Source organism: Mesorhizobium sp. WSM2240 (assembly GCF_040438645.1).
Classification (GTDB): domain Bacteria; phylum Pseudomonadota; class Alphaproteobacteria; order Rhizobiales; family Rhizobiaceae; genus Allomesorhizobium.
In genome coordinates this window covers 3,239,915-3,258,695 of record NZ_CP159253.1, presented here as the reverse complement: position 1 = coordinate 3,258,695, position 18,781 = coordinate 3,239,915, and the positions used below count along the sequence as shown (strand labels likewise).

Annotated in this window: 21 protein-coding genes; 6 read left to right on the top strand and 15 right to left on the bottom strand. The window is 62.7% G+C overall.

Annotated features, from left to right (window positions below; all coding sequences use genetic code 11):
* Positions 1 to 268 precede the first annotated feature (268 nt).
* Together ABVK50_RS16235 and ABVK50_RS16230 are read right to left on the bottom strand one after the other, a co-directional pair.
* Complete coding sequence (locus ABVK50_RS16235) at positions 269 to 406, bottom strand: hypothetical protein (protein ID WP_353645601.1); 138 nt, start codon at positions 404 to 406, stop codon at positions 269 to 271.
* 350 nt (positions 407 to 756) lie between these two features.
* Positions 757 to 942 (bottom strand): hypothetical protein, encoded by a 186-nt coding sequence (locus ABVK50_RS16230; RefSeq protein ID WP_353645602.1) that lies wholly within the window; start codon positions 940 to 942, stop codon positions 757 to 759.
* 135 nt (positions 943 to 1,077) lie between these two features.
* Here ABVK50_RS16230 and ABVK50_RS16225 point away from each other — a divergent pair, with 135 nt between their 5' ends.
* On the top strand, positions 1,078 to 1,977 hold the full coding sequence (locus ABVK50_RS16225; RefSeq protein ID WP_353645603.1) for a LysR substrate-binding domain-containing protein: 900 nt from the start codon (positions 1,078 to 1,080) through the stop codon (positions 1,975 to 1,977).
* Between the two features lie 37 nt (positions 1,978 to 2,014).
* On the opposite strand, the gene ABVK50_RS16220 is transcribed toward ABVK50_RS16225, so the two are convergent.
* From ABVK50_RS16220 to ABVK50_RS16165, 12 genes are all read right to left on the bottom strand, one after another.
* A complete protein-coding gene (locus tag ABVK50_RS16220) occupies positions 2,015 to 2,200 on the bottom strand; it encodes a hypothetical protein (protein WP_353645604.1) in 186 nt (61 codons plus the stop codon).
* Positions 2,201 to 2,381: 181 nt separating this feature from the next.
* Positions 2,382 to 2,567, bottom strand: coding sequence for a DUF1127 domain-containing protein (locus tag ABVK50_RS16215; protein WP_353645605.1), 186 nt, complete (start codon positions 2,565 to 2,567; stop codon positions 2,382 to 2,384).
* A gap of 213 nt (positions 2,568 to 2,780) precedes the next feature.
* On the bottom strand, positions 2,781 to 4,880 hold the full coding sequence (locus ABVK50_RS16210) for an ASKHA domain-containing protein (protein ID WP_353645606.1): 2,100 nt from the start codon (positions 4,878 to 4,880) through the stop codon (positions 2,781 to 2,783).
* Positions 4,881 to 4,946: 66 nt separating this feature from the next.
* The gene (locus tag ABVK50_RS16205; protein ID WP_353645607.1) at positions 4,947 to 5,921 is read right to left on the bottom strand and encodes a methyltetrahydrofolate cobalamin methyltransferase; all 975 of its coding nucleotides are present in this window, start codon (positions 5,919 to 5,921) and stop codon (positions 4,947 to 4,949) included.
* 80 nt (positions 5,922 to 6,001) lie between these two features.
* Complete coding sequence (locus tag ABVK50_RS16200; RefSeq protein WP_353645608.1) at positions 6,002 to 7,093, bottom strand: methylenetetrahydrofolate reductase; 1,092 nt, start codon at positions 7,091 to 7,093, stop codon at positions 6,002 to 6,004.
* Positions 7,090 to 7,740: a methylenetetrahydrofolate reductase C-terminal domain-containing protein gene (locus ABVK50_RS16195; RefSeq protein ID WP_353645609.1), complete on the bottom strand. Its 651-nt coding sequence runs from the start codon at positions 7,738 to 7,740 to the stop codon at positions 7,090 to 7,092. The genes ABVK50_RS16200 and ABVK50_RS16195 overlap by 4 nt, the downstream gene beginning before the upstream one ends.
* Positions 7,733 to 8,035 carry a virulence factor gene (locus ABVK50_RS16190; RefSeq protein ID WP_353645610.1) on the bottom strand — a complete coding sequence of 101 codons (303 nt, stop codon included), beginning with the start codon at positions 8,033 to 8,035 and terminating at the stop codon, positions 7,733 to 7,735. The genes ABVK50_RS16195 and ABVK50_RS16190 overlap by 8 nt, the downstream gene beginning before the upstream one ends.
* 232 nt (positions 8,036 to 8,267) lie before the next feature.
* Positions 8,268 to 9,047, bottom strand: coding sequence for a formyl transferase (locus tag ABVK50_RS16185; protein ID WP_353645611.1), 780 nt, complete (start codon positions 9,045 to 9,047; stop codon positions 8,268 to 8,270).
* A 79-nt stretch (positions 9,048 to 9,126) separates the two neighbouring features.
* Complete coding sequence (locus ABVK50_RS16180; RefSeq protein WP_353645612.1) at positions 9,127 to 9,774, bottom strand: exopolysaccharide biosynthesis protein; 648 nt, start codon at positions 9,772 to 9,774, stop codon at positions 9,127 to 9,129.
* Between the two features lie 151 nt (positions 9,775 to 9,925).
* Positions 9,926 to 10,504, bottom strand: coding sequence for a DUF4893 domain-containing protein (locus ABVK50_RS16175; protein ID WP_353645613.1), 579 nt, complete (start codon positions 10,502 to 10,504; stop codon positions 9,926 to 9,928).
* A 61-nt stretch (positions 10,505 to 10,565) separates the two neighbouring features.
* Positions 10,566 to 10,916, bottom strand: coding sequence for a VOC family protein (locus ABVK50_RS16170; protein WP_353645614.1), 351 nt, complete (start codon positions 10,914 to 10,916; stop codon positions 10,566 to 10,568).
* On the bottom strand, positions 10,913 to 11,554 hold the full coding sequence (locus tag ABVK50_RS16165) for a DUF1638 domain-containing protein (RefSeq protein WP_353645615.1): 642 nt from the start codon (positions 11,552 to 11,554) through the stop codon (positions 10,913 to 10,915). Before ABVK50_RS16165 ends, ABVK50_RS16170 begins: the two co-directional genes overlap by 4 nt.
* 65 nt (positions 11,555 to 11,619) lie before the next feature.
* On the opposite strand from ABVK50_RS16165, the gene ABVK50_RS16160 reads away from it, so the two are divergent.
* Entirely contained in the window at positions 11,620 to 11,766 is a 147-nt protein-coding gene (locus tag ABVK50_RS16160) for an EncA/B family entericidin (RefSeq protein ID WP_353645616.1), read from the top strand.
* A 31-nt stretch (positions 11,767 to 11,797) separates the two neighbouring features.
* Here the strand turns inward: ABVK50_RS16160 and ABVK50_RS16155 are convergent, their stop codons facing one another.
* Positions 11,798 to 12,493 (bottom strand): B12-binding domain-containing protein, encoded by a 696-nt coding sequence (locus ABVK50_RS16155; RefSeq protein ID WP_353645617.1) that lies wholly within the window; start codon positions 12,491 to 12,493, stop codon positions 11,798 to 11,800.
* 258 nt (positions 12,494 to 12,751) lie between these two features.
* Here ABVK50_RS16155 and ABVK50_RS16150 point away from each other — a divergent pair, with 258 nt between their 5' ends.
* From ABVK50_RS16150 to ABVK50_RS16135, 4 genes are all read left to right on the top strand, one after another.
* Complete coding sequence (locus ABVK50_RS16150; RefSeq protein WP_353645618.1) at positions 12,752 to 14,326, top strand: trimethylamine methyltransferase family protein; 1,575 nt, start codon at positions 12,752 to 12,754, stop codon at positions 14,324 to 14,326.
* Positions 14,327 to 14,647: 321 nt separating this feature from the next.
* On the top strand, positions 14,648 to 15,337 hold the full coding sequence (locus tag ABVK50_RS16145; protein ID WP_353645619.1) for a hypothetical protein: 690 nt from the start codon (positions 14,648 to 14,650) through the stop codon (positions 15,335 to 15,337).
* A gap of 701 nt (positions 15,338 to 16,038) precedes the next feature.
* Positions 16,039 to 16,602, top strand: coding sequence for an RNA polymerase sigma factor (locus ABVK50_RS16140; protein WP_353645620.1), 564 nt, complete (start codon positions 16,039 to 16,041; stop codon positions 16,600 to 16,602).
* Between the two features lie 2 nt (positions 16,603 to 16,604).
* On the top strand, positions 16,605 to 18,632 hold the full coding sequence (locus ABVK50_RS16135) for a VWA domain-containing protein (protein ID WP_353645621.1): 2,028 nt from the start codon (positions 16,605 to 16,607) through the stop codon (positions 18,630 to 18,632).
* The last annotated feature ends 149 nt before the right edge of the window (positions 18,633 to 18,781 follow it).

Below are 18,781 nucleotides of genomic sequence, written 5' to 3'. Positions count from 1 at the left end.
TTTGTTGCGTTCACGGCAGCCTCACGCAAAACCCGGATGACGCGAACAGGATGTCGCGATCGGACTAGCGTCATCAGGAAAACCTAGCGCTGTCAATCGGCTACGCGGCCACAGCGCAAATTTATTTGCGACATAGGTCGCATTCCGGCTAATTAGAGGCCGATCATGTATGCGGTGGTTGCAGCGGCGGAAAGCACTTCGCGCAAAACAAAACCGCCACCCTGACCAGCGGGGCCAAGACGGCGGTGTTTATTCATCTTTAGATCGCTCAGGCTATGAAGCCGAGGCGCGCTGCCGCGACTGCGCCGGACTGGCCGGGCATCGTGCGGTCGAGGCGCTGGCGCTCGAGCGCGGTGGTCAGGTTCATTTCGCGGTGCTTGCCGAACATGCGGGACAGGAATTTCACGACACTTCTCCATGCATTCTGGTTACACGGGGTGCCTTCGCTTGATGGAGTGGGGCAACTCGTTTTGACAGCGCTGATATAGTTGGCAATTGCAGTAAAATTAAGCGGCGAAAGCGAAGCGTTTGATATGAAATGCGACATCTATTGCGACATCGGGGCCAGTGTTTCGCCTGAAAAATGAACAAAAACAATGTTCTATTAAGGAACTTAACCAGCTATGCGACTTGTTCAGATGCGTCATGCGCGCGGCGCATGGCTCCGCCGCTGGTCTTGCGAGGAAAGCCGACAAAAGAAAAAGCCTGCCGGATTCACTTGGGAGAGTCCGGCAGGCGTGTCTTGGTCACACATATTTACTTGTCTCCGGCCCATGAGCCGGACTGAAAGCGCGGCGTGCGCGGCGTCGCATAGGCGTCGGGCCAACCGATGTCCTTCTGGATTTCCGCGGGCAGCGAGCGAACCTGCCGTTCGGTCAGATAACGGCTGCGGGCGGCGCTGTATTCGGCGGCAATGCGGCCGATCGTCGAGAGGATGGACATATTAGTCTCCTTTGGTTCGGGTCCCGATCTGCTCCAGGACCCTTTTCACGCTGTTGACTATCTGCCCGAATTGATGTTCAATCAATCGAAATGAAATGATGGTTTCGATCAGAAAATTTGAAGGAACCGGACGCGATGAACGCCCCGCTCAATCACCCCCTGCCACTGCTCGATCTCGACGTGTTGCGCACCTTTGTCGCCATCGCCGAGACCGGCAGCTTCACGACCGCCGCCAATGCGGTGTTCCGCACGCCGTCGGCCGTATCCATGCAGATCAAGAAACTCGAGGACATTCTCGGCCGCTCGATGTTTTCGCGCGATGCGCGCTCGGTGGCGCTCACCACCGACGGCGAAATGCTGCTCGGCTACGCGAGGCGGCTGCTCGCGGTCAATCGCGAGGCGGTCTCCAAGTTCATCGTGCCGGACATTACCGGCGTTGTGCGGCTCGGCTCGCCTGACGATTATGGCGAGCGTGTGCTGCCGCACGTCCTGAAGCGCTTTGCGCAGACCCATCCTTCGATCGCCGTCGACGTCACCATCGACCAGAGCGTCAATCTGCGCCGGCGCATGGACGACCGCGCGCTCGACATCACGCTGGTCACCAATTCCTACAAGACTTCCATGTCCGGGGCCGAAGTGCTGCTCACCGAGCCGATCGTCTGGGCCGGCGCCAAGGGCGGTTGCGCACACATGCGCGAGCCGCTGCCGGTTTCGATGTGGGAAGAAGGCTGCGCATGGCGGGCCGGCGCACTCGAGGCGCTGGGGCGGGAAGGGCGCAACTACCGCGTCGCCTATATGAGCGCCCACACCACCGGCCAGCGTTCGGCCATCCTGGCCGATCTCGCGGTCGCGCCACTGCCGAAGTCCTTTATCGGCTGCGATATGGTGGAACTCGGCCCGAAGGACGGCCTGCCGGAGATCGGCAGCTACAGCCTGGCCATGTTCGTTTCGCCGGACGCGTCGGCGCCGGTGAAAGCCGCCGCCGACCATATCCGCGCCGCCTTCGAAGTGTTTCGCGAGACCGGCAAGTTCTGACGCGACGCAGTCTCTGGGCGCTTCCGGCTCCCGGGACTCAGCGCAGCGACTTCCAGTAGGCCGAGCTGAAATGCGCTCCGCTTCGCGAGCCCTGGGTCGCCGGCCAGCCGATATCCTTTTGCAGTTCCGGCGGCAGCGCGTTCATCTCGCGGATCGCCTGGCTGTTGCGGCGGGCTTTCCTGAGCGCCGCGCCGAAGCGTCCGATTTCGTCGAATATGGACATGGCAAATCTCCCTCGAATGTCCACCGGCACGGAGCTTTCCGCGTGATGGCGGCGGATCAATGCGCCGCCTATGTTTCAGAATGATTTCAGCGAAAAGCCTTTTGGTTTCAAGACTGAAACATTTGCATGCAAATGAGTTCCAGTCGCGCCGATCTAGGCCGATCCAGGATGCGCCAGGCGCTCAGCGCAGCGACTTCCAGTAAGCCGACTGGAAATGGCTGCCGCCCTGCGATGCGCGGCGAGCCGGCCAGCCGATATCCTTCTGGATTTCCGGCGGCAGGGCGTTCATTTCCCGGATGGTCTGTCGGTAGCGGCGGGCTCTTTTCAATGCCTCGCCTAACCGGGCGATCTCGTCGAGTATCAACATATTGGCCTCCGATGACCTTTTGTGGTGCGCAGTTCCCCCGGGGCGCGGGAAACCGCAGTCTCTGCTTCGCTAGCTTGGCGAAGCAGGTCCCTCGGTAGCCGAACGGAAAAAATTTGAATGTGAGCGGTTTCACGCTGGCGTCGCAGCGCGTATGCGCGGCGGACACATTCATGTGCAAACGAGTTGAACGAGGCCCTCAGCCTCTGACCGCTGCTATCCTCTGGAGCGCCGTGCGTCGCGATCCTCGCGCGAGCGCCGGCGCGGTGTCGCGTCGCCGGCCACGCCGCTCTCGCCGACGGTCTTTCGCGGCGGCAGCTTGACCTGGCTGCCGAGCTTCGGGAACGGATCGACCTTGTTGGGCAGCGCCATGGCGTTGATGAAGATCTGCTGGAAATTCGGCTCGAGCGCGGTCTCGATCTTTTCGATCCGGTTCACTGCCTGTTCGATCTCGCGGCGGTGGTTACGGTTCAGGAGCGCCATCAGCGCGCCTGTACCGGCGGCGTTGCCGACAGCCTTGACCTCGGCCAGGTCGCAATCGGGGATCAGGCCCAGCACCATCGCGTATTTCGGGTCGATGAATGAGCCGAAGGCGCCGGCAAAGCGGATCGTGTCGACATGGTCGATGCCCTGCTTTTCCATCAAAAGCTTGACGCCAGCATAGAGCGCGGCTTTGGCGAGCTGGATGGCGCGCACGTCGTTCTGCATCACAGTCAGCCGGGGCTCGCCGTCACGCAGCAGATAGGAGAAAGTCCGCCCGTTCTGGATGATGCGCGGGCTTCTCCCGGCCAGCGCACCGTCGATGACGCCGTCTTCCGAAATGATACCGGAAAGATACATTTCCGCGACCACTTCGATGATCGCCGAGCCGCAGATGCCGGTGACGCCCGTTGCCCGGACGGCTTCTTCGAATCCGGCTTCGTCCGACCAGAGTTCCGAACCGATGACGCGGTATTTGGGCTCCAGCGTTTCCGGATCGATGCGCACGCGTTCGATCGCGCCGGGCGCCGCGCGCTGGCCGGACGAGATCTCGGCGCCTTCGAAGGCCGGCCCGGTCGGAGAGGAGGCGGCGACTACACGGTCCCGGTTGCCGAGCACGATCTCGGCATTGGTGCCGACATCGACCAGAAGCATCATGCTGTCCTGACGATAAGGGCCTTCCGACAGCGTCGCGCCGGCGGCATCCGCCCCGACATGGCCGGCGATGCAGGGCAACAGATAGAGCCGCGCGCCGCGATTGACGTCGATGTCGATCTCGTGCGCCCAGTATTGCAGCGCGCCGGAGACCGCCAGTGCGAAGGGGGCCTGCCCGAGTTCGGTCGGATCGATGCCGAGGAACAGATGGTGCATGATCGGATTGCCGACGAAGACGCAGTCGAAAATGTCGTGGCGGTCGACATTGCCTTCCTTGCAGACCTTGCCGATCAGCCCGTTGACCGCCTCGCGCACGGCCTGCGTCATCGCCTCGCGGCCGTCCGGGTTCATCATCACGTAGGAGACGCGGCTCATCAGATCCTCGCCGAAGCGGATCTGTGGGTTCGATGTGCCGGAGGAAGCGGCGATGCGGCCCGACAGCAGCGAAACCAGGTGCATTGCGATCGTCGTCGAGCCGATGTCGCAGGCAATGCCGTAGGCTTCGTTTTTCAGCCCCGGGAACAGATCGATGATGAAGGGCCGCGACGAGTCCATGTCGCGGTGGACGACCGCCGTGACGCCCCATTTGCCTTCGCTCAGCTCCGGCTGGTTCGGCAGCTTGGTCCGCAGGATTTTCTGGACCCGCGGGATCAGGTGCGGCGAGATCAGCAGGTCCTTCCAGCCCCAGTCCTTCTCCAGCGCCGCTTTCAGGCGATCGAGATCGCCAAGCGGCTTATGCATATCGGGCTCGTCGACTTCGACATAGCAGAGCTGCACCGCGGCATTGCGTTCGATGACACGATCGGTCGCGGCCTTGCGGATGGTTTGCGCGTTGATGACCGTGTCCTGCGGGACGTCGATCACCAGATCGCCGAGGATCATCGAGGAGCAGGAGAGGCGGCGTCCGTCGGCCAGGCCGCGAACGCGCTCATAGCGCTCTTCCTTGGCGCCCTTCGGCGAGATGTGGTCGTTGGAAGAGACGATCTTGTGCTTGGCGAAATTGCCTTGCTGAACCTCGACCTGACAGCGCCCGCACGTCGCGCGCCCACCGCACACGCTTTCCACATAGACGCCCAGCGAGCGCGCGGCATCGAGGATCGGCGTGCCGACCGGGAACCGCCCGCGCTTGCCGGACGGCATGAACAGGACCAGAGGGTCGGTTATGTTCGGGGGCGGGTTCATTGCATGCCGATTTTCCGGAGTTCGTACGCTGCGCTCTTCCGCAACGTAGGGCGCAATCCTATCTGATCACCCCCGCGCCATCCGCGCCTCGCGGCCGCCGCGGCGGCGTCCGCCATTGGAAGCGCCTTCGCCCGGCGCATTGACCGCAACCGGCGCTGCGACCGGGTGGCCGCCTTCGGCCGGCTTGTAGTCCTTGTAGGTCTTGATCCAGGTCGTGCAGTTGGCGTCGGTGCCGTTGAGCACGTTGGCGGCGCGCACGGCTTCCATTTCCTGCGGGCGAACCGGGTTCATGATCGCCGAGGTCATGCCTGCGCCGATCACCATCGGGATAAAGCCGGCATTGATGCCGTGGCGGTGCGGCAGGCCGAAAGAGATATTCGACAGGCCGCAGGTCGTGTTGACCTTGAGTTCCTCGCGAAGGCGGCGCAGCAGCGCGAACACCTGGCGGCCGGCGTCGCCCAGCGCGCCGATCGGCATGACCAGCGGGTCGACGACTACGTCATGCGACGGAATGCCGAAATCGGCGCAGCGCTCGACGATCTTCTTCGCCACTGCGAAGCGTACATCCGGATCCATGGAGATACCGGTCTCGTCGTTGGAGATGGCGACGACCGGAACATTGTATTTCTTGATCAGCGGCAGGATGGCTTCCAGCTTCTCCTCTTCGCCGGTCACCGAATTGACCAGCGGGCGGCCTTTGGCCACCTTCAGCGCCGCCTCGATCGCCGCTGAGACCGAGCTGTCGATCGAGAGCGGCAGGTCGACCAGGTTCTGCACGATCTCCAGCGTCTGCACCAAAAGCGCCGGCTCCGTCGCATTGGGGTCGACCGCGGTCACGCCGGCGTTGACGTCGAGCATCGTCGCGCCGCAGGCGGCCTGCTCCAGCGCGTCCTTGATGACGGTCTCGAAATTACCCACGACCATTTCCGCCGCGAGCTTCTTCCTGCCGGTCGGATTGATGCGCTCGCCGATCACGCAGAAGGGCTGATCGAAGCCGATGATGATCTCTCGGGTCGCCGAGGCGACGATTGTGCGGGTCATGTGATCTCTCTCCAAAAGATATAAAGACTTCTTTATATCGTTATCTATTTCGATTCAAGCCAATGGTGATCGTTCCGCGTTCAATGCGCGGTCTTCACCAGGTCAGATTGCGTCTCGACGATTTCGTCGTGCAGGATGTGGTCGAGGCGGTCCGCCACCATCTGATCGTCGCGGCGGATTTCGCGCCTCCACGGCCGGCGGCCCTTCAGCACGCCCGATTCGTCCACGATCTCGGCAACGTACTCTTCCTGTCGGTAGGCCATCACATGAATGCCCGAGACACCCGGTATCTCCTTGACTTCGTTGATGATGTCGATGGCGAGACGCTTGCCTTCCTTCTTCTGGTCCTGAGCGCCCTCCAGCCGCTTGATGATCGCATCGGGGATATGGATGCCCGGCACGTTGGAGCGGATCCATTTGGCGGTCTTGGCCGAGGCCAGTGGCCCGACCCCGCACAGGATGAAGCACTGCTCGGTGTAGCCGAGATCGCGAACACGCTGCATGTAGGTGCGGAACATCGGCACGTCGAAGCAGTACTGGCTCTGCACGAACTGCGCACCGGCGGCGATCTTCTTGCCCAGCCGGTAGGGACGGAAATCATAGGGCGGCGCAAACGGATTGATCGCGGCGCCAAGGAAGACCTGTGGCGGCGTCGTCAGCTTGCGCCCCGAAAGGAACTTGCCGTTGTCGCGCATGATGCGGATGGTTTCGAGCAGCGACATGCAGTCGAGGTCGAACACCGGCTTGGCGCCCGGCTGGTCGCCGGCCTGCACGCCGTCGCCGGTTAGGCAGAGCATGTTGGCGACGCCCATCGCCGCACCGCCGAGCACGTCGCCCTGTATCGCGATGCGGTTCTTGTCGCGGCAGGCAATCTGCATGATCGGCGCATAGCCCATGCGTGTCAGGAGCGCGCAGATGCCGACCGACGACATGTGGCAATTGGCGCCGGAGGCGTCGACGGCGTTGATGGCGTCCACCCAGCCGTCGAAGACCTTGGCGCGGTTGTAAACGTCTTCGGGATCGGCGCTGTCCGGCGGATTGAGTTCCGTCGTCACCGCGAATTCGCCGCGCCTCAGCACCCGCTCCAGCCTGCCGCGCGAGGAGTGGCCGGGCAGGGGATCGAGCGGCAGATCTATGCCGGCGGGGTTCTCGTCGAGCTGACGGTCGATCATGCCGACACCTTTGCCTTGGCGGCTTCGCGCGCTGCTGCCGCCTGCGCGGTGACGCGGAGCCACGCGGATGTTTCGCGAAGCGACTGGTCGACCGGCTTCTGCACATTCAGGATCGCGTCGCTGTGAACCATGTTGCGCGAGCCTTCCCAGGCCTTGACCCAGACGCAGGGCATGTCCGGCTCGACCTCGCAATTGCCGTTGGCGCGCACGCCGCCGCAAGGGCCATTGCGCAACTGCTTGGGGCAGTTCATCGGGCACGACATGCCGGTCGAGGAAAGAATGCACTGGCCGCACATGCGGCAGTCGAACATGAAGCCCTTAACGCGCTTTTCCACGAATGTGATGGGGGCTTCGACGCGGCTGTAGCCGATGCTCTTCCAAAGCGGATGCAGCATCAGGAACATGTCGGCGAAGCGGGCGTAAAACCATTCCAGCGCTCTGCTGTGGCGCACCGCCCACAGCCGCACTGAATAGGAGCGTTGCACGCGCCGCTGCGGCGACACGTCGGCCGGCCTGTAGGCCGTCTTGGGCGCCGTACGGCTGACCACTGTGGCCTGGGTCACGCCGCCGGAAGCTGCCGGCGGCACGACTTGTACGCCGTTGGCCGGCCCCGCGGCCGTAGTGGAAATCGGCTGGGTATCAGACATCTGCCTTGCCGCCTGCCTTGGCGAGAGCGACCAGTCGCTCCCGGTCATATTGCGCATCGAGGTCGGCCGCCGCCTTTTCGGCTTCCGCTTCGAGATCGTCGCCGACCGGCACCGGATCGGCCTTGCGCCATTCGGCCAGATAGGCGTCCGTTTCGGCCGCGCCAGACCGCATCGCCGCCATGTCGATCGCCTCGGTGAAGCGCAGCGGCAGTTCGCGCTTGGCGTTCTGCCGGCCCTTCTTGACGATGACCTGCGCGGGAATGTCGCGCCAGTAGACGATGATCAGGTCGGCCATTCAACTCACTCGATTTAGAGCATGATCCCGAAAAGTTGCGGACTTTACGGGCCGATCATGCGGCCTAGTAATTGCCTGGAGCCCATTCCGATCCTTCGGAATGAACCGGGCTCTAGGTGTCTGGAGCATTGCCGCAAGCACCGTCGGCCTGCTTGTTATGAGACGACGCGCGCGCATTCAAATGCGACGCGCGATCGCGTCGCAAAAACACAACGGGAATATCGCGGAAATTCTACCAGATGCCGCGGCGCAGCCCGGTCCACAAATAGCTCCAGATCGGCGGGTGATACCACTGGCTGGAGGGCAGGCCGGTTTCGATTGGATCGAGCCTTCCGGCGAGCGTTTCCTCGATAGCCGAAATGCAGATTTCGCGGGAGAGGGCCGCAAGCCGCAGCGGGTAGAGCATCAGATTGTCGCCGGGTTTGGGGCTGCCGCGCACCTGGTGCAAAACGGCTCCGGTATCGACGCCGGCATCGACCAGATGAACCGTCGCTCCAAAATTCTCCGCGTCGCCTTTTGCCAGCGCCCAGTAGCCGCCATTCATGCCGCGATATTTCGGAGTGATGCCGGCATGGTAATTGAGAACCGGGCAGGGCATCGCCGCCAGCGTTTGCCTGGACAGCATCCGGCAGCCGGCGAGGAACACGACTTTCGGCGCGGCTATCTCGATTGCCTGCAGGAATTCAGGCGAATTGGCGGAAGGCACCTGGACGATCGCCTGACCGGCGCGCGGCGCGGTTTCCAGCCCACCTTCGGCGGCGATCGCGTCAGCACGCCTGGCGAACAGGCGCTTGCCGAGCTTGGTCAAAAGCATGGTGCCGACCTGCCCCGCGACCGAAATCCAGCCCTGTCTGCGGGCCCGCCGTCGCAAAAGTTGCGACTTCGATTCCGGCGTTTCGAGAATGACTGTCACCGGCCCAAACCGGTCGGAAACCGCATTGACGATCGCCCATATATGCGGGCCGCCTTCGGTCACCATGACAATCTGTTCGCGTTTTAGGTCGGATATCATCACTGCAGATCGCGATGGTTTCGGGTCAGCCCGCTGCCGGGGACGATCCGAACTATCGCACCGCAGCCTTACCGCACGCTTAAACCATCCATCCCCAGACGGCCTGGGTGGCTGCGCCGGCCGCGCCGATGACGAAGACGATGACGGCTACAGACACTATGGCGACGACGCTGCCGATCGCAAACAAGATGCCGTCGCGCTCCGACAGAGCCAGTCCGAGCAGTGCGGTGGCGAAGGCCGGCAGCCAGTTGCCGAGTGGAATGGGCAAAGTCACGATGACCGCCAGCAGAAAGGCGATGGTGCCGATGATGCGGTCGCCGCGCTTGCGCCAGAACGGCCAGTAGCGTGGTGTGACGTATTTTTCCAGGCTGACGAGACGCGGCACCACCCGCTCCATGATCGAGCGGAACTGCTCGGCCGTCAGCGACTTTTCGGCGACGAAGCGCGGTAGCCAGACGCGTTTGCTGCCATACATCATCTGCGCCGAGATGATCAGCAGCGGCAGGCCGAGAATGGCGGAGGCGCCGGGCGGCAGGGGCAGAAGGTTGAAGGCGGCGAAGAGAACCAGGAGGGCGGCGAAGCTGCGGTCGCCGAGCGCGTCGCGTATCGAGCCCAGCGTCACCCGGCCGTCGGCGTCGCGGGAAAGCTGTGCGAAAAGCTGGGATAGTCGGCGCGGCCTGCGCCGCATGGGGGCCCCTTCGATCTGGCCCGCCTCGAATCCCTTCATTTCAGCTCTCATACGCCCGTCTCAACCCGAAAAGCCGCAAGCCCATGCGGTACCCGACCCCATTCTGCCGTGCGGGGGTTAAACCTTGATGACATGACCAATAACAAGTCAAATTTGCGGTCGCTGCGATGCAATTGCAACAGCAAGGCGCTTATTGGCGGCGGAATTCGAGGACATCGAGCTTGGATTCGTAGTATGGCGCCGGAAATTCGATCCGCCAGGCCAGCGGTCCAGTGCGAAAGGCGTAGCCGACCTGATCGCTTTCGGGGCCGCTGCCGTAGGGCTTGGCCGGGTCTCCGGCGATATGGAACGAGCCGAGATAGATCAGGCGGGTGTCGCTCTCCGTGTAGAAGCGGCCCTTGGTGCGTTGCGAACCGCTCACCTTCTCCAGCATCCAGCCCGAGCCGTCGTCGGAAACGCGGCATTTGAACCAGCCATAGACTACCAGCTCGGCGAGCCCGCCGGCCTTGATCGTGCGGCATTGCCAGTCGCCCACCATGTCGAAATCCGCAAACGGGAGCGGCGGGTCGGCGAGAATCCTGTCCAGTTCGGCCACGTCAGCCGGCGCGCCGGCCTTCGCTTCCTCCAGCGCCTCCTTGCGCGTCGCCTCATAGTTCTCCAGCCGCGTCTTGTCGGCCGGCGTGATCAGCTTCTGCACCACGCCGTCGGCATGGACATGGGTGCCCGGAAGAGCGAGGAGGGCGGCGAGAAGCCACACGCGGATTTTCATGGATGAATGCTCCGGATTTGCCGCGACCTCGCCTGAGGAATCCGGCTGTTTTCGTGTTGGCCTACAGGTGCATGAGAATGTTGACGAGCCGGCCAAAGGGATCACGGGTGTAGAAGCGCCGCACATTCCAAGGCTCGTTCACCGGGCCGTATTCGATCGTCAGACCTTTCTCGACGGCTCGCCGGTGCACCTCGTCGACATCGTCCACCTCGATCGACAGGTCGGGCACGAGCGTGCCTGACCCGCCTTCGGTCGCGATGCCGATTTGTGGAGTCATCTTCCCGTCGGCGGCAAAGGTCGCAATGAATCCAAGATCCATGACCAGACGCAGGCCGAGCAACTCTTCGTAAAAGGCGTTGGCGCGTCCGATATCGTCGGTAGCGATGTTGGCTACGATTCGCTTGACCGTCATACTGCTCTCCCGGATGTCGATGCCGCCTTCTCCAACGCCGGGGGCAAATCGCCGTAGCCGGTGAAGCGCTTTTCATAGGCGAGGCCGAGCATTTCGGCTGCTTCTTCGGCGACCTTGTCCAGTTCGGGATTGTCCGTCTGCGCGAGATAGACGAGCTTCTCGTAATTTCCGAAATAGTCCGCGGCGAGTTCGGGATGGCGATCGAGGCCGAGCGGCTTGATGAAGAACGCCTCGAACTGCCGGCACAGAAAATCGGTCATGTAGAAGGCCAGCATGTCGCGGTCGCCGGCTGCCTCGAAGGCGGCGTTGCCCTGATAAAAGGCAAAGCAATGCGCGCCGGCCATGCGCTCGACGCCGTGTTTCTCGCAAACTGCATCGAGCATCCCGCCGGTTCCGCAATCGGCGTATCCGACGAAGATGCGGCTGTAGCCTTCCGCCTTCGCCTCGGTGATCGCCTTGTCCATGGCAGGCGGAATTCTGTCGGGATAGTAGTGGAACTCGGCCGGCAGGCAGGTCAGTTCGAGATGGTTGAGCGCCAACTGCTCCTTCACGGCGAGCACCTCACGCGCGAGCATGCCGCAGGCGATGACCAGCAGCTTTTCGTCCTTGTTTTGTCTGCCTTTGCGCGTGGTCGTCATGGAACCACTTCTGTTTCGAATTCGTTCCTGTCGGCCTTATCTAGTCAACGAGGGAGCCACAGTCCATGAAACCGCGCTTTGCACCGATTGCCGCCATCCTGGCATGCGCCTTGGTGGTTGCGGCCTGCGCCAATACGATCCGCGGCGTTGGGAGGGATGCTTCCAACACCGTCAACGCCACGGAGCAGGCGGTCGAAGACGTCGCCAACTGATCGGCTGACCGTCTTAAGATATATCCGCGTATCAGGCGGCGCGCACGTTGTGCTTGCGCTTCATGAAGTCCTTGGCGGTCTCCACCGCCACAGCCGCATCGCGGCAATAGGCGTCTGCGCCCACGGCCTTGCCGAATTCCTCGTTGAGCGGAGCGCCGCCGACCAGCACGACATAGTCGTCGCGAATGCCCTTTTCCTTCATCGTGTCGATCACGACCTTCATGTAGGGCATGGTGGTGGTCAGAAGCGCCGACATGCCGATGATGTCCGGCTTGTGCTCTTCGATCGCGTCGAGATATTTCTCGACCGGGTTGTTGATGCCGAGGTCGATGACGTCGAAGCCCGCGCCCTCCATCATCATGCCGACGAGGTTCTTGCCGATGTCGTGGATGTCGCCTTTGACCGTGCCGATCACCATCTTGCCCTGCTTGGGCGCGCCGGTGGCGGCAAGCAGCGGGCGAAGGATCGCCATGCCGGCCTTCATCGCATTGGCCGAAAGCAGCACTTCGGGAACGAACAGAATGCCGTCGCGAAAGTCCTCGCCGACGATGCGCATGCCTTCGACGAGCGCTTCGGTCAGCACCTTGTAGGGCGCCCAGCCGCGCTCCAGAAGGATGTTGGTGCCTTCCTCGATCTCTTCCTTTAGACCGTCATAAAGGTCGTCGTGCATCTGCTGCACGAGTTCGTCATCGGTGAGTTCGGAAAGGATGATCTCGTCATCGGACATGTCAGGCTCCTCGCGTCCGCGGGCAATCATTCCCGGCGGCCCAGAAATTCGCACCAATACCTATCGTGCAAGCACGGCAAATCCATAGCTGATTTGCGACTTCCTGCAAAAAGAAAGCGACCGGGGTTTAGGGCGTATTTCTTGTCGATTTTGCGACAGTGCTTGGCGCTGGCGGGCCGTTTCGCTAAAGGGGCATGGCTACGATCCGGGCAAAGGCGCCATCAGGCGCGGATTGCTTGATTTCTAAGGATGATTTCGATGGAAGAGAACCGCTTGTCCGAGCAGGAAGCCTCCAATTCACGGCGAGGGCGCGCCGCGAGCGGCGGCGCCGCGGCCAGGCGGGCGGCCCGTTCGGGCGGCGGTCCCGGCACGCAGCTCACCTACATAAAGCGCAAGATCAACGTCTATGAAGTGCTCGACGAGGAAGGCCTGGCGCTCATCGAGGCCAATGCCGACACCGTGCTCGAAGAGATCGGCATCGAGTTCCGCGACGACGCCGAGGCGCTTGCGCTGTTCAGGCAAGCCGGCGCCGATATCAGGGGCGAGCGCGTGCATTTCCCGAAGGGCCTGTGCCGCGCACTGCTCAAGACCGCGCCTTCCAGCTACACCCAGCATGCCCGCAATCCCGCCCGTTCGGTCGAGATCGGCGGCAAGGGCACGGTTTTCGCGCCGGTCTACGGGCCGCCCTTCGTGCGCGACCTCGACGGCAACCGCCGCTACGCCACGATCGAGGATTTCCGCAATTTCGTGAAACTCGCCTATATGGCGCCGTCCATCCATCATTCGGGCGGCACCGTGTGCGAGCCGGTCGACGTGCCGGTGAACAAACGCCACCTCGACATGATCTATTCGCACATCAAATATTCGGACAAGCCGTTCATGGGCTCTGTCACCGCGCCTGAGCGCGCCGAGGACACGGTCGCGATGGCCAAGATCCTGTTCGGCGACCAGTTCGTCGGCGACAACACGGTTTTGACCAGCCTGATCAACGCCAATTCGCCGATGGTGTTCGACGAGACGATGCTTGGCGCGCTGAAAGTCTATGCCCGCAACAACCAGGCCTGCATCGTCACGCCCTTCATCCTGGCCGGCGCGATGAGCCCGGTGACGGTCGCCGGCACGCTGACGCAGGTCCTGGCTGAAGTGCTTGCCGGCGCGTCGCTTACGCAGCTTATCCGGCCCGGCGCGCCGGTGCTGTTCGGCACTTTTGCTTCGTCGATCTCCATGCAGTCGGGCGCGCCGACTTTCGGTACGCCGGAGCCGTCGCTTGTCTCCTATGGTGCGGCCCAGCTCGCCCGCCGTGTTGGCCTGCCGTTCCGCACCGGCGGTTCGCTCTGCGCTTCCAAGGTGCCGGACGCGCAAGCGGCCTATGAAAGCGCCAATACTCTGAACTCGACCATTCTGGCGGGCACCAACTTCGTCTTGCATTCGGCCGGCTGGCTCGAAGGCGGACTGGCCTCCTGCTACGAAAAGTTCATGATGGACATCGACCAGCTCGGCATGACGCAGAAATTCGCCGAGGGTGTCGATCTTTCGGAAAACGGCCAGGCGATGGACGCCATCCGCCAGGTCGGCCCCGGCAGCCACTATCTCGGCTGCGACCATACGCAGGCCAATTTCCAGACCGCCTTCTACCGCTCGTCGATCGCCGACAACAATTCCTACGAGCAGTGGCTTGCCGAGGGCCAGAAGACCGCGCCGCAGCGCGCCAACGAGCTCGCTCGGCGCTGGCTCGAGACCTACGAAGCGCCGCCGCTCGACCAGGACATCGAAGACGGCTTGAAGGACTTCATCGCGAAGAAGAAGGAGTCCATGCCCGACGCCTTCACTTGAAAGGAGCCCGATGCAGGCGGGGCTAAAGTCGCTAACATCATTCACAAGGAAGTCTGGAGATCGGCATTCCGCAATCCAGACGAGAAGGGGTAATGTCGTGCGGCTGGTTGCCCCTTTTGAGGGGGCGAGTGACGAGCGAAGCGAGGGTGGGGTACTCTCCGAGTGATGCAACATAGGGCTTTCATTGTCGCGTCGCCCCTCATCCCCCTGCCCGGACCTTCTCCCCGTGAACGGGGAGAAGGGGAAGCGGTCACGTTGCGGCCCGCCTCCTTCTCCCCGTCACTTTACGGGGAGAAGGTCCCGGCAGGGGGATGAGGGGCAGTGGAAACGCCTCAAGATATTGCGGGTCAGATTTCTACCGCTCTTTCCGCGCACGGTCTCATCCTGCGCGGCGGTTTCAATTTCAACGACGATGAATCCGCCCCGCTCGGCCCCTTAGGAGCCCCCGCCAGATCCGTTCTCCTCATTGGCCAGGCGGGGTCGGCGCCATGGCCGCACTTCCTGCGCTGGCGTGAAAGCCAGCCGGCCGGCCTGAAAAACCCGCTCGACACATGGTCGCGCCAGATCATCGGCGAGGTTGCGGAAGAATTCGGCGCGCGAGCCGCTTCACCGTCCGACAAGCCTTACCTGCCGTTCCAGCAATGGGCGATGCGCGCCGAGGGCCTGAAGCCGTCGCCGCTCGGCATCCTGATGCACCCGCAATACGGCCTCTGGCACGCCTATCGCGGCGCGCTGCTGTTCGAGACCGATCTCGCCATTCCTCCGCCTGAGATTCCGATTCATCTTTGCGATCTATGTGTTGGAAAACCTTGCCTGAAAGCCTGTCCGGTCGGAGCTCATTCGGAGGCCGGATTCGCCCACGAGGCCTGCCTGTCGCATGTCCGCAGGCCGGATGGTGCGCTGTGCCGTGACGGTGGCTGCCTCAACCGCAACGCCTGCCCGTATGGGACGGAATACCGCTATCCGGCCGACGAGCAGGCCTTCCACATGGCCGCGTTCGTTGGCCTTTAGATCGGCTTCGTGGATAAACCACCCGGCGGCAGCGGAAATAATGCTGTCATTTCAATGGCTGACGAGAAAAATACGCGAAATTTATGCCTCACCCCCTATCCGTCGCGCATAATCTCCTGACCGTTCTGGCGGGACCTGGTGCGCACCGGGTATCAGGAAGGGCGGCGGTGACCTCCCGCCATGGGATCGGAACCCATGGCTCCGAGGGCGTCCGACGGGCCGGCATTCCCGATGCGAAGCGTCAATGCTTCGTGCAAGGAAGGCGGATCATCCGCGCGTCATTGTCCATGGAAAGAACATGGAGCGGGGCGCGTGGCCGGTCGATGTGGCGACAGACACCGGACGGGCGGGCATGGGAGTGCCTGTTCTTTTTACGAATTCGTGCGGTGCTTTCTTGCCCGCCCGTCTTCCCGACTACCTCACCCTGAGCTTGTCGAAGGGTCAATGGCCAGGGGCGGAAACGCAGCGTGGCAACGGAGAGGTATGTGCCGGGGACAGTTTACTTTCTTTCCGCGGAAAGGCGCGGCAGCCGAGAGGTTCGCGCGTGCGGAAAAAAGTAAACTGTCCCCTGCTGAAAACCGGCACGGCGATGATGAAGCGCGCGCCAATCTCATCCGCAAGGGGGAGACAAAGCCCCCGCCAAAAATAATTCTTCCCGCCACCCCAAGGAACGCCGCAATCGTTTCGTCCACCATGCGATGATGGCGATGATGCTGGAACAAAGCGAAGAAGCCTCCGACCAGGAACTGATCGGGCGGGCGGGGGACGGCGACAGGGCGGCTTTCGGCCAACTGGTCGAAAGGCACTATGATTTCGTCTATCGCGTCGCCTACCGCTGGTGCGGCCGCAGGGCCGACGCCGAAGACATTGCGCAGGAAGTCTGTGCGCGTCTCGGCCGGACGATCCGCTCCTACCGCGGCGGGGCCGCGTTCACGACATGGCTCTACGCCCTGACGCTGAACGCTGGTCGCGACATGATGCGCAAGAGCGCCCGCGAGGCGGTGAAGGTGCAGGCCTTCGGCGTCCATATGCTGATCGGCGGCGAAGCGATCCCGGAGCCCGACGGCCAGGCCGAGCGGCTCTGGGCGGCGGTGCGCGAACTGCCCGACAAGCAGCGCGATGCGGTGCTTCTGGTCTATGGCGAGGGGCTCAGCCACGCGGCGGCGGCCGACGCGATGGCCTGCGCGGAGGCGACGGTTTCCTGGCACATCCATGAAGCGAAGAAACGGCTGAAGCTGCTCACGCGCTCGGCCGGGGAAGTGTGACCATGGCGAACAACGACGAACTCGACATGCTGCGGACGATCTCCGCGCCGCCTCCTGGCCGTGACGCGAAGTTGTGCGCGCTGCAGGCGGCGCTCGCCGCTTACGACCTCGAAAATTCTTCCGCCCCGGCCCAAGGATCGCGGCCGGGTCTTCGTCTCACCGACCGGATACAACAACTCTGGAACGGGATGATGCGGAAGAAGCTTTATGCAACACCGGCGCTTGCGACTTTGCTTGCTTTGCCGATCGCCGGCTACGCCACGTTTTATCTGATTGACCGCCCCGAATCGCCTTTCGTGTTCGGCGCGGATCGCGAGGTCGCCGAAACGCCGGCGACGCGCCCGGCAATGCAGCGCGAAAGGCGCGAGGCCGACGCCGAGAGGGAAGTCGCTCGCTTGTCCGCCGAACCGCAATCGGCCCCGAAGCCTGCGCCGGCTGTCACCCAACGGCAGAACAAGGGTGCTACGGCAATACCTGCGCCGGCGGCCGAAAGCGCAGCACCGCTCGGCGCGGTCGGTTTTGCCGGCAATTCGGGCTCGATGCCCGACCGCATGGCGTCGACGCCTTCCGACCAGTATTTGCCGCCGATGGAGGAATCCAATGACCGCGTCCAGCAATTCGAGACCAATCCGGTCCGGTCCGCGCTGGAAACCCCAGTCTCGACCTTTTCCGTCGACGTCGACACCGCGTCCTATTCCTTCGTTCGGCGTTCGCTGAAGGAAGGCATCCTGCCGCAGCCCGACACGGTGCGTGTCGAGGAGATGATCAACTATTTCCCCTACAACTGGAAAGGCCCGGAAACCGCCGAAACCCCGTTCAACCCGACGGTGACCGTCATGCCGACGCCGTGGAATGATCACACCAGGCTGATGCATGTTGCGATCAAGGGTTTCGACGTGAAGCCGGCCGAGCAGCCCAAGGCCAATCTTGTCTTCCTCATCGACGTTTCCGGCTCGATGAACGAACAGGACAAGCTGCCGCTGCTGCGCTCGGCCTTCCGGCTTCTGGTCGGCAAACTCAAGCCCGACGATACCGTCTCGATCGTCACCTATGCGGGTGCGGCCGGAACCGTGCTCGAGCCGACCAGGGTATCCGAACGCGATAAAATCCTTCAGGCGATCGACACCCTAACACCCGGAGGCTCCACGGCCGGCGAGGCCGGCATCCGCGAGGCATACCGGCTCGCTGAAAAATCCTTCGTCGAAGGCGGGGTCAACCGGGTCATGCTCGCCACCGACGGCGACTTCAATGTCGGCCAAAGCGACGACGACGAACTGAAGCGGCTGATTGAGGAAAAGCGCGAAAGCGGCGTGTTCCTGTCGGTGTTCGGCTTCGGCCGCGGCAACCTCAACGACCAGATGATGCAGACCATCGCCCAGAACGGCAACGGCACCGCGGCCTATATCGACACGCTCGCCGAAGCCGAGAAGGTCCTGGTGCAGGATGCCTCCTCGACGCTGTTTCCGATCGCCAAAGACGTTAAAATCCAGGTCGAGTTCAATCCCGCGAAGGTCTCGGAGTATCGCCTGATCGGCTACGAAACCCGTGCCTTGAAGCGCGAAGATTTCAACAACGACCGAGTGGATGCCGGCGAGATCGGCTCCGGTCATTCTGTGACCGCGATCTACGAGATCACGCCGAAGGGTAGCCCGGCGGTGATGATCGATGATCTGCGCTACGGTTCGGCCACTGCCAGCCATCCGTCACGCGTCGGCAATGCCGGGGAATATGCCTTCGTGAAGATCCGCTACAAGCTACCGGACGGCGACGTGTCGAAGCTGATCACCACGCCGGTGACGACAGCCAACGAGGCGCCGTCGCTTGCGGCCGCCAGCGAGGACCAGCGCTTCTCGGTTGCAGTTGCTGCGTTCGGCCAGAAGCTGCGCAACGCCGACCAGACGGAAAAGCTCTCCTACGACAGGATCATCGAAATCGCCGCCGCCGCACGTGGAGCCGATCCTTACGGCTACAGGTCGGAATTCCTCTCGCTGGTGCGCCTTGCCTCGGCGCTGGACAGCGGCAAGCGGTAGCGGCGATGACGGCGTGCCTTTCGATCGGGCGGCCGATCTAAGCTGGGGCATGGCCGATGGGCGGGTGAGGCGGGCCGGCGAGGGCGTTTGTCCCCGCCGGCCTTTTTTGATTGCGTCGAGTTTGGCCGTGATATCCTTTCGATCCGAAT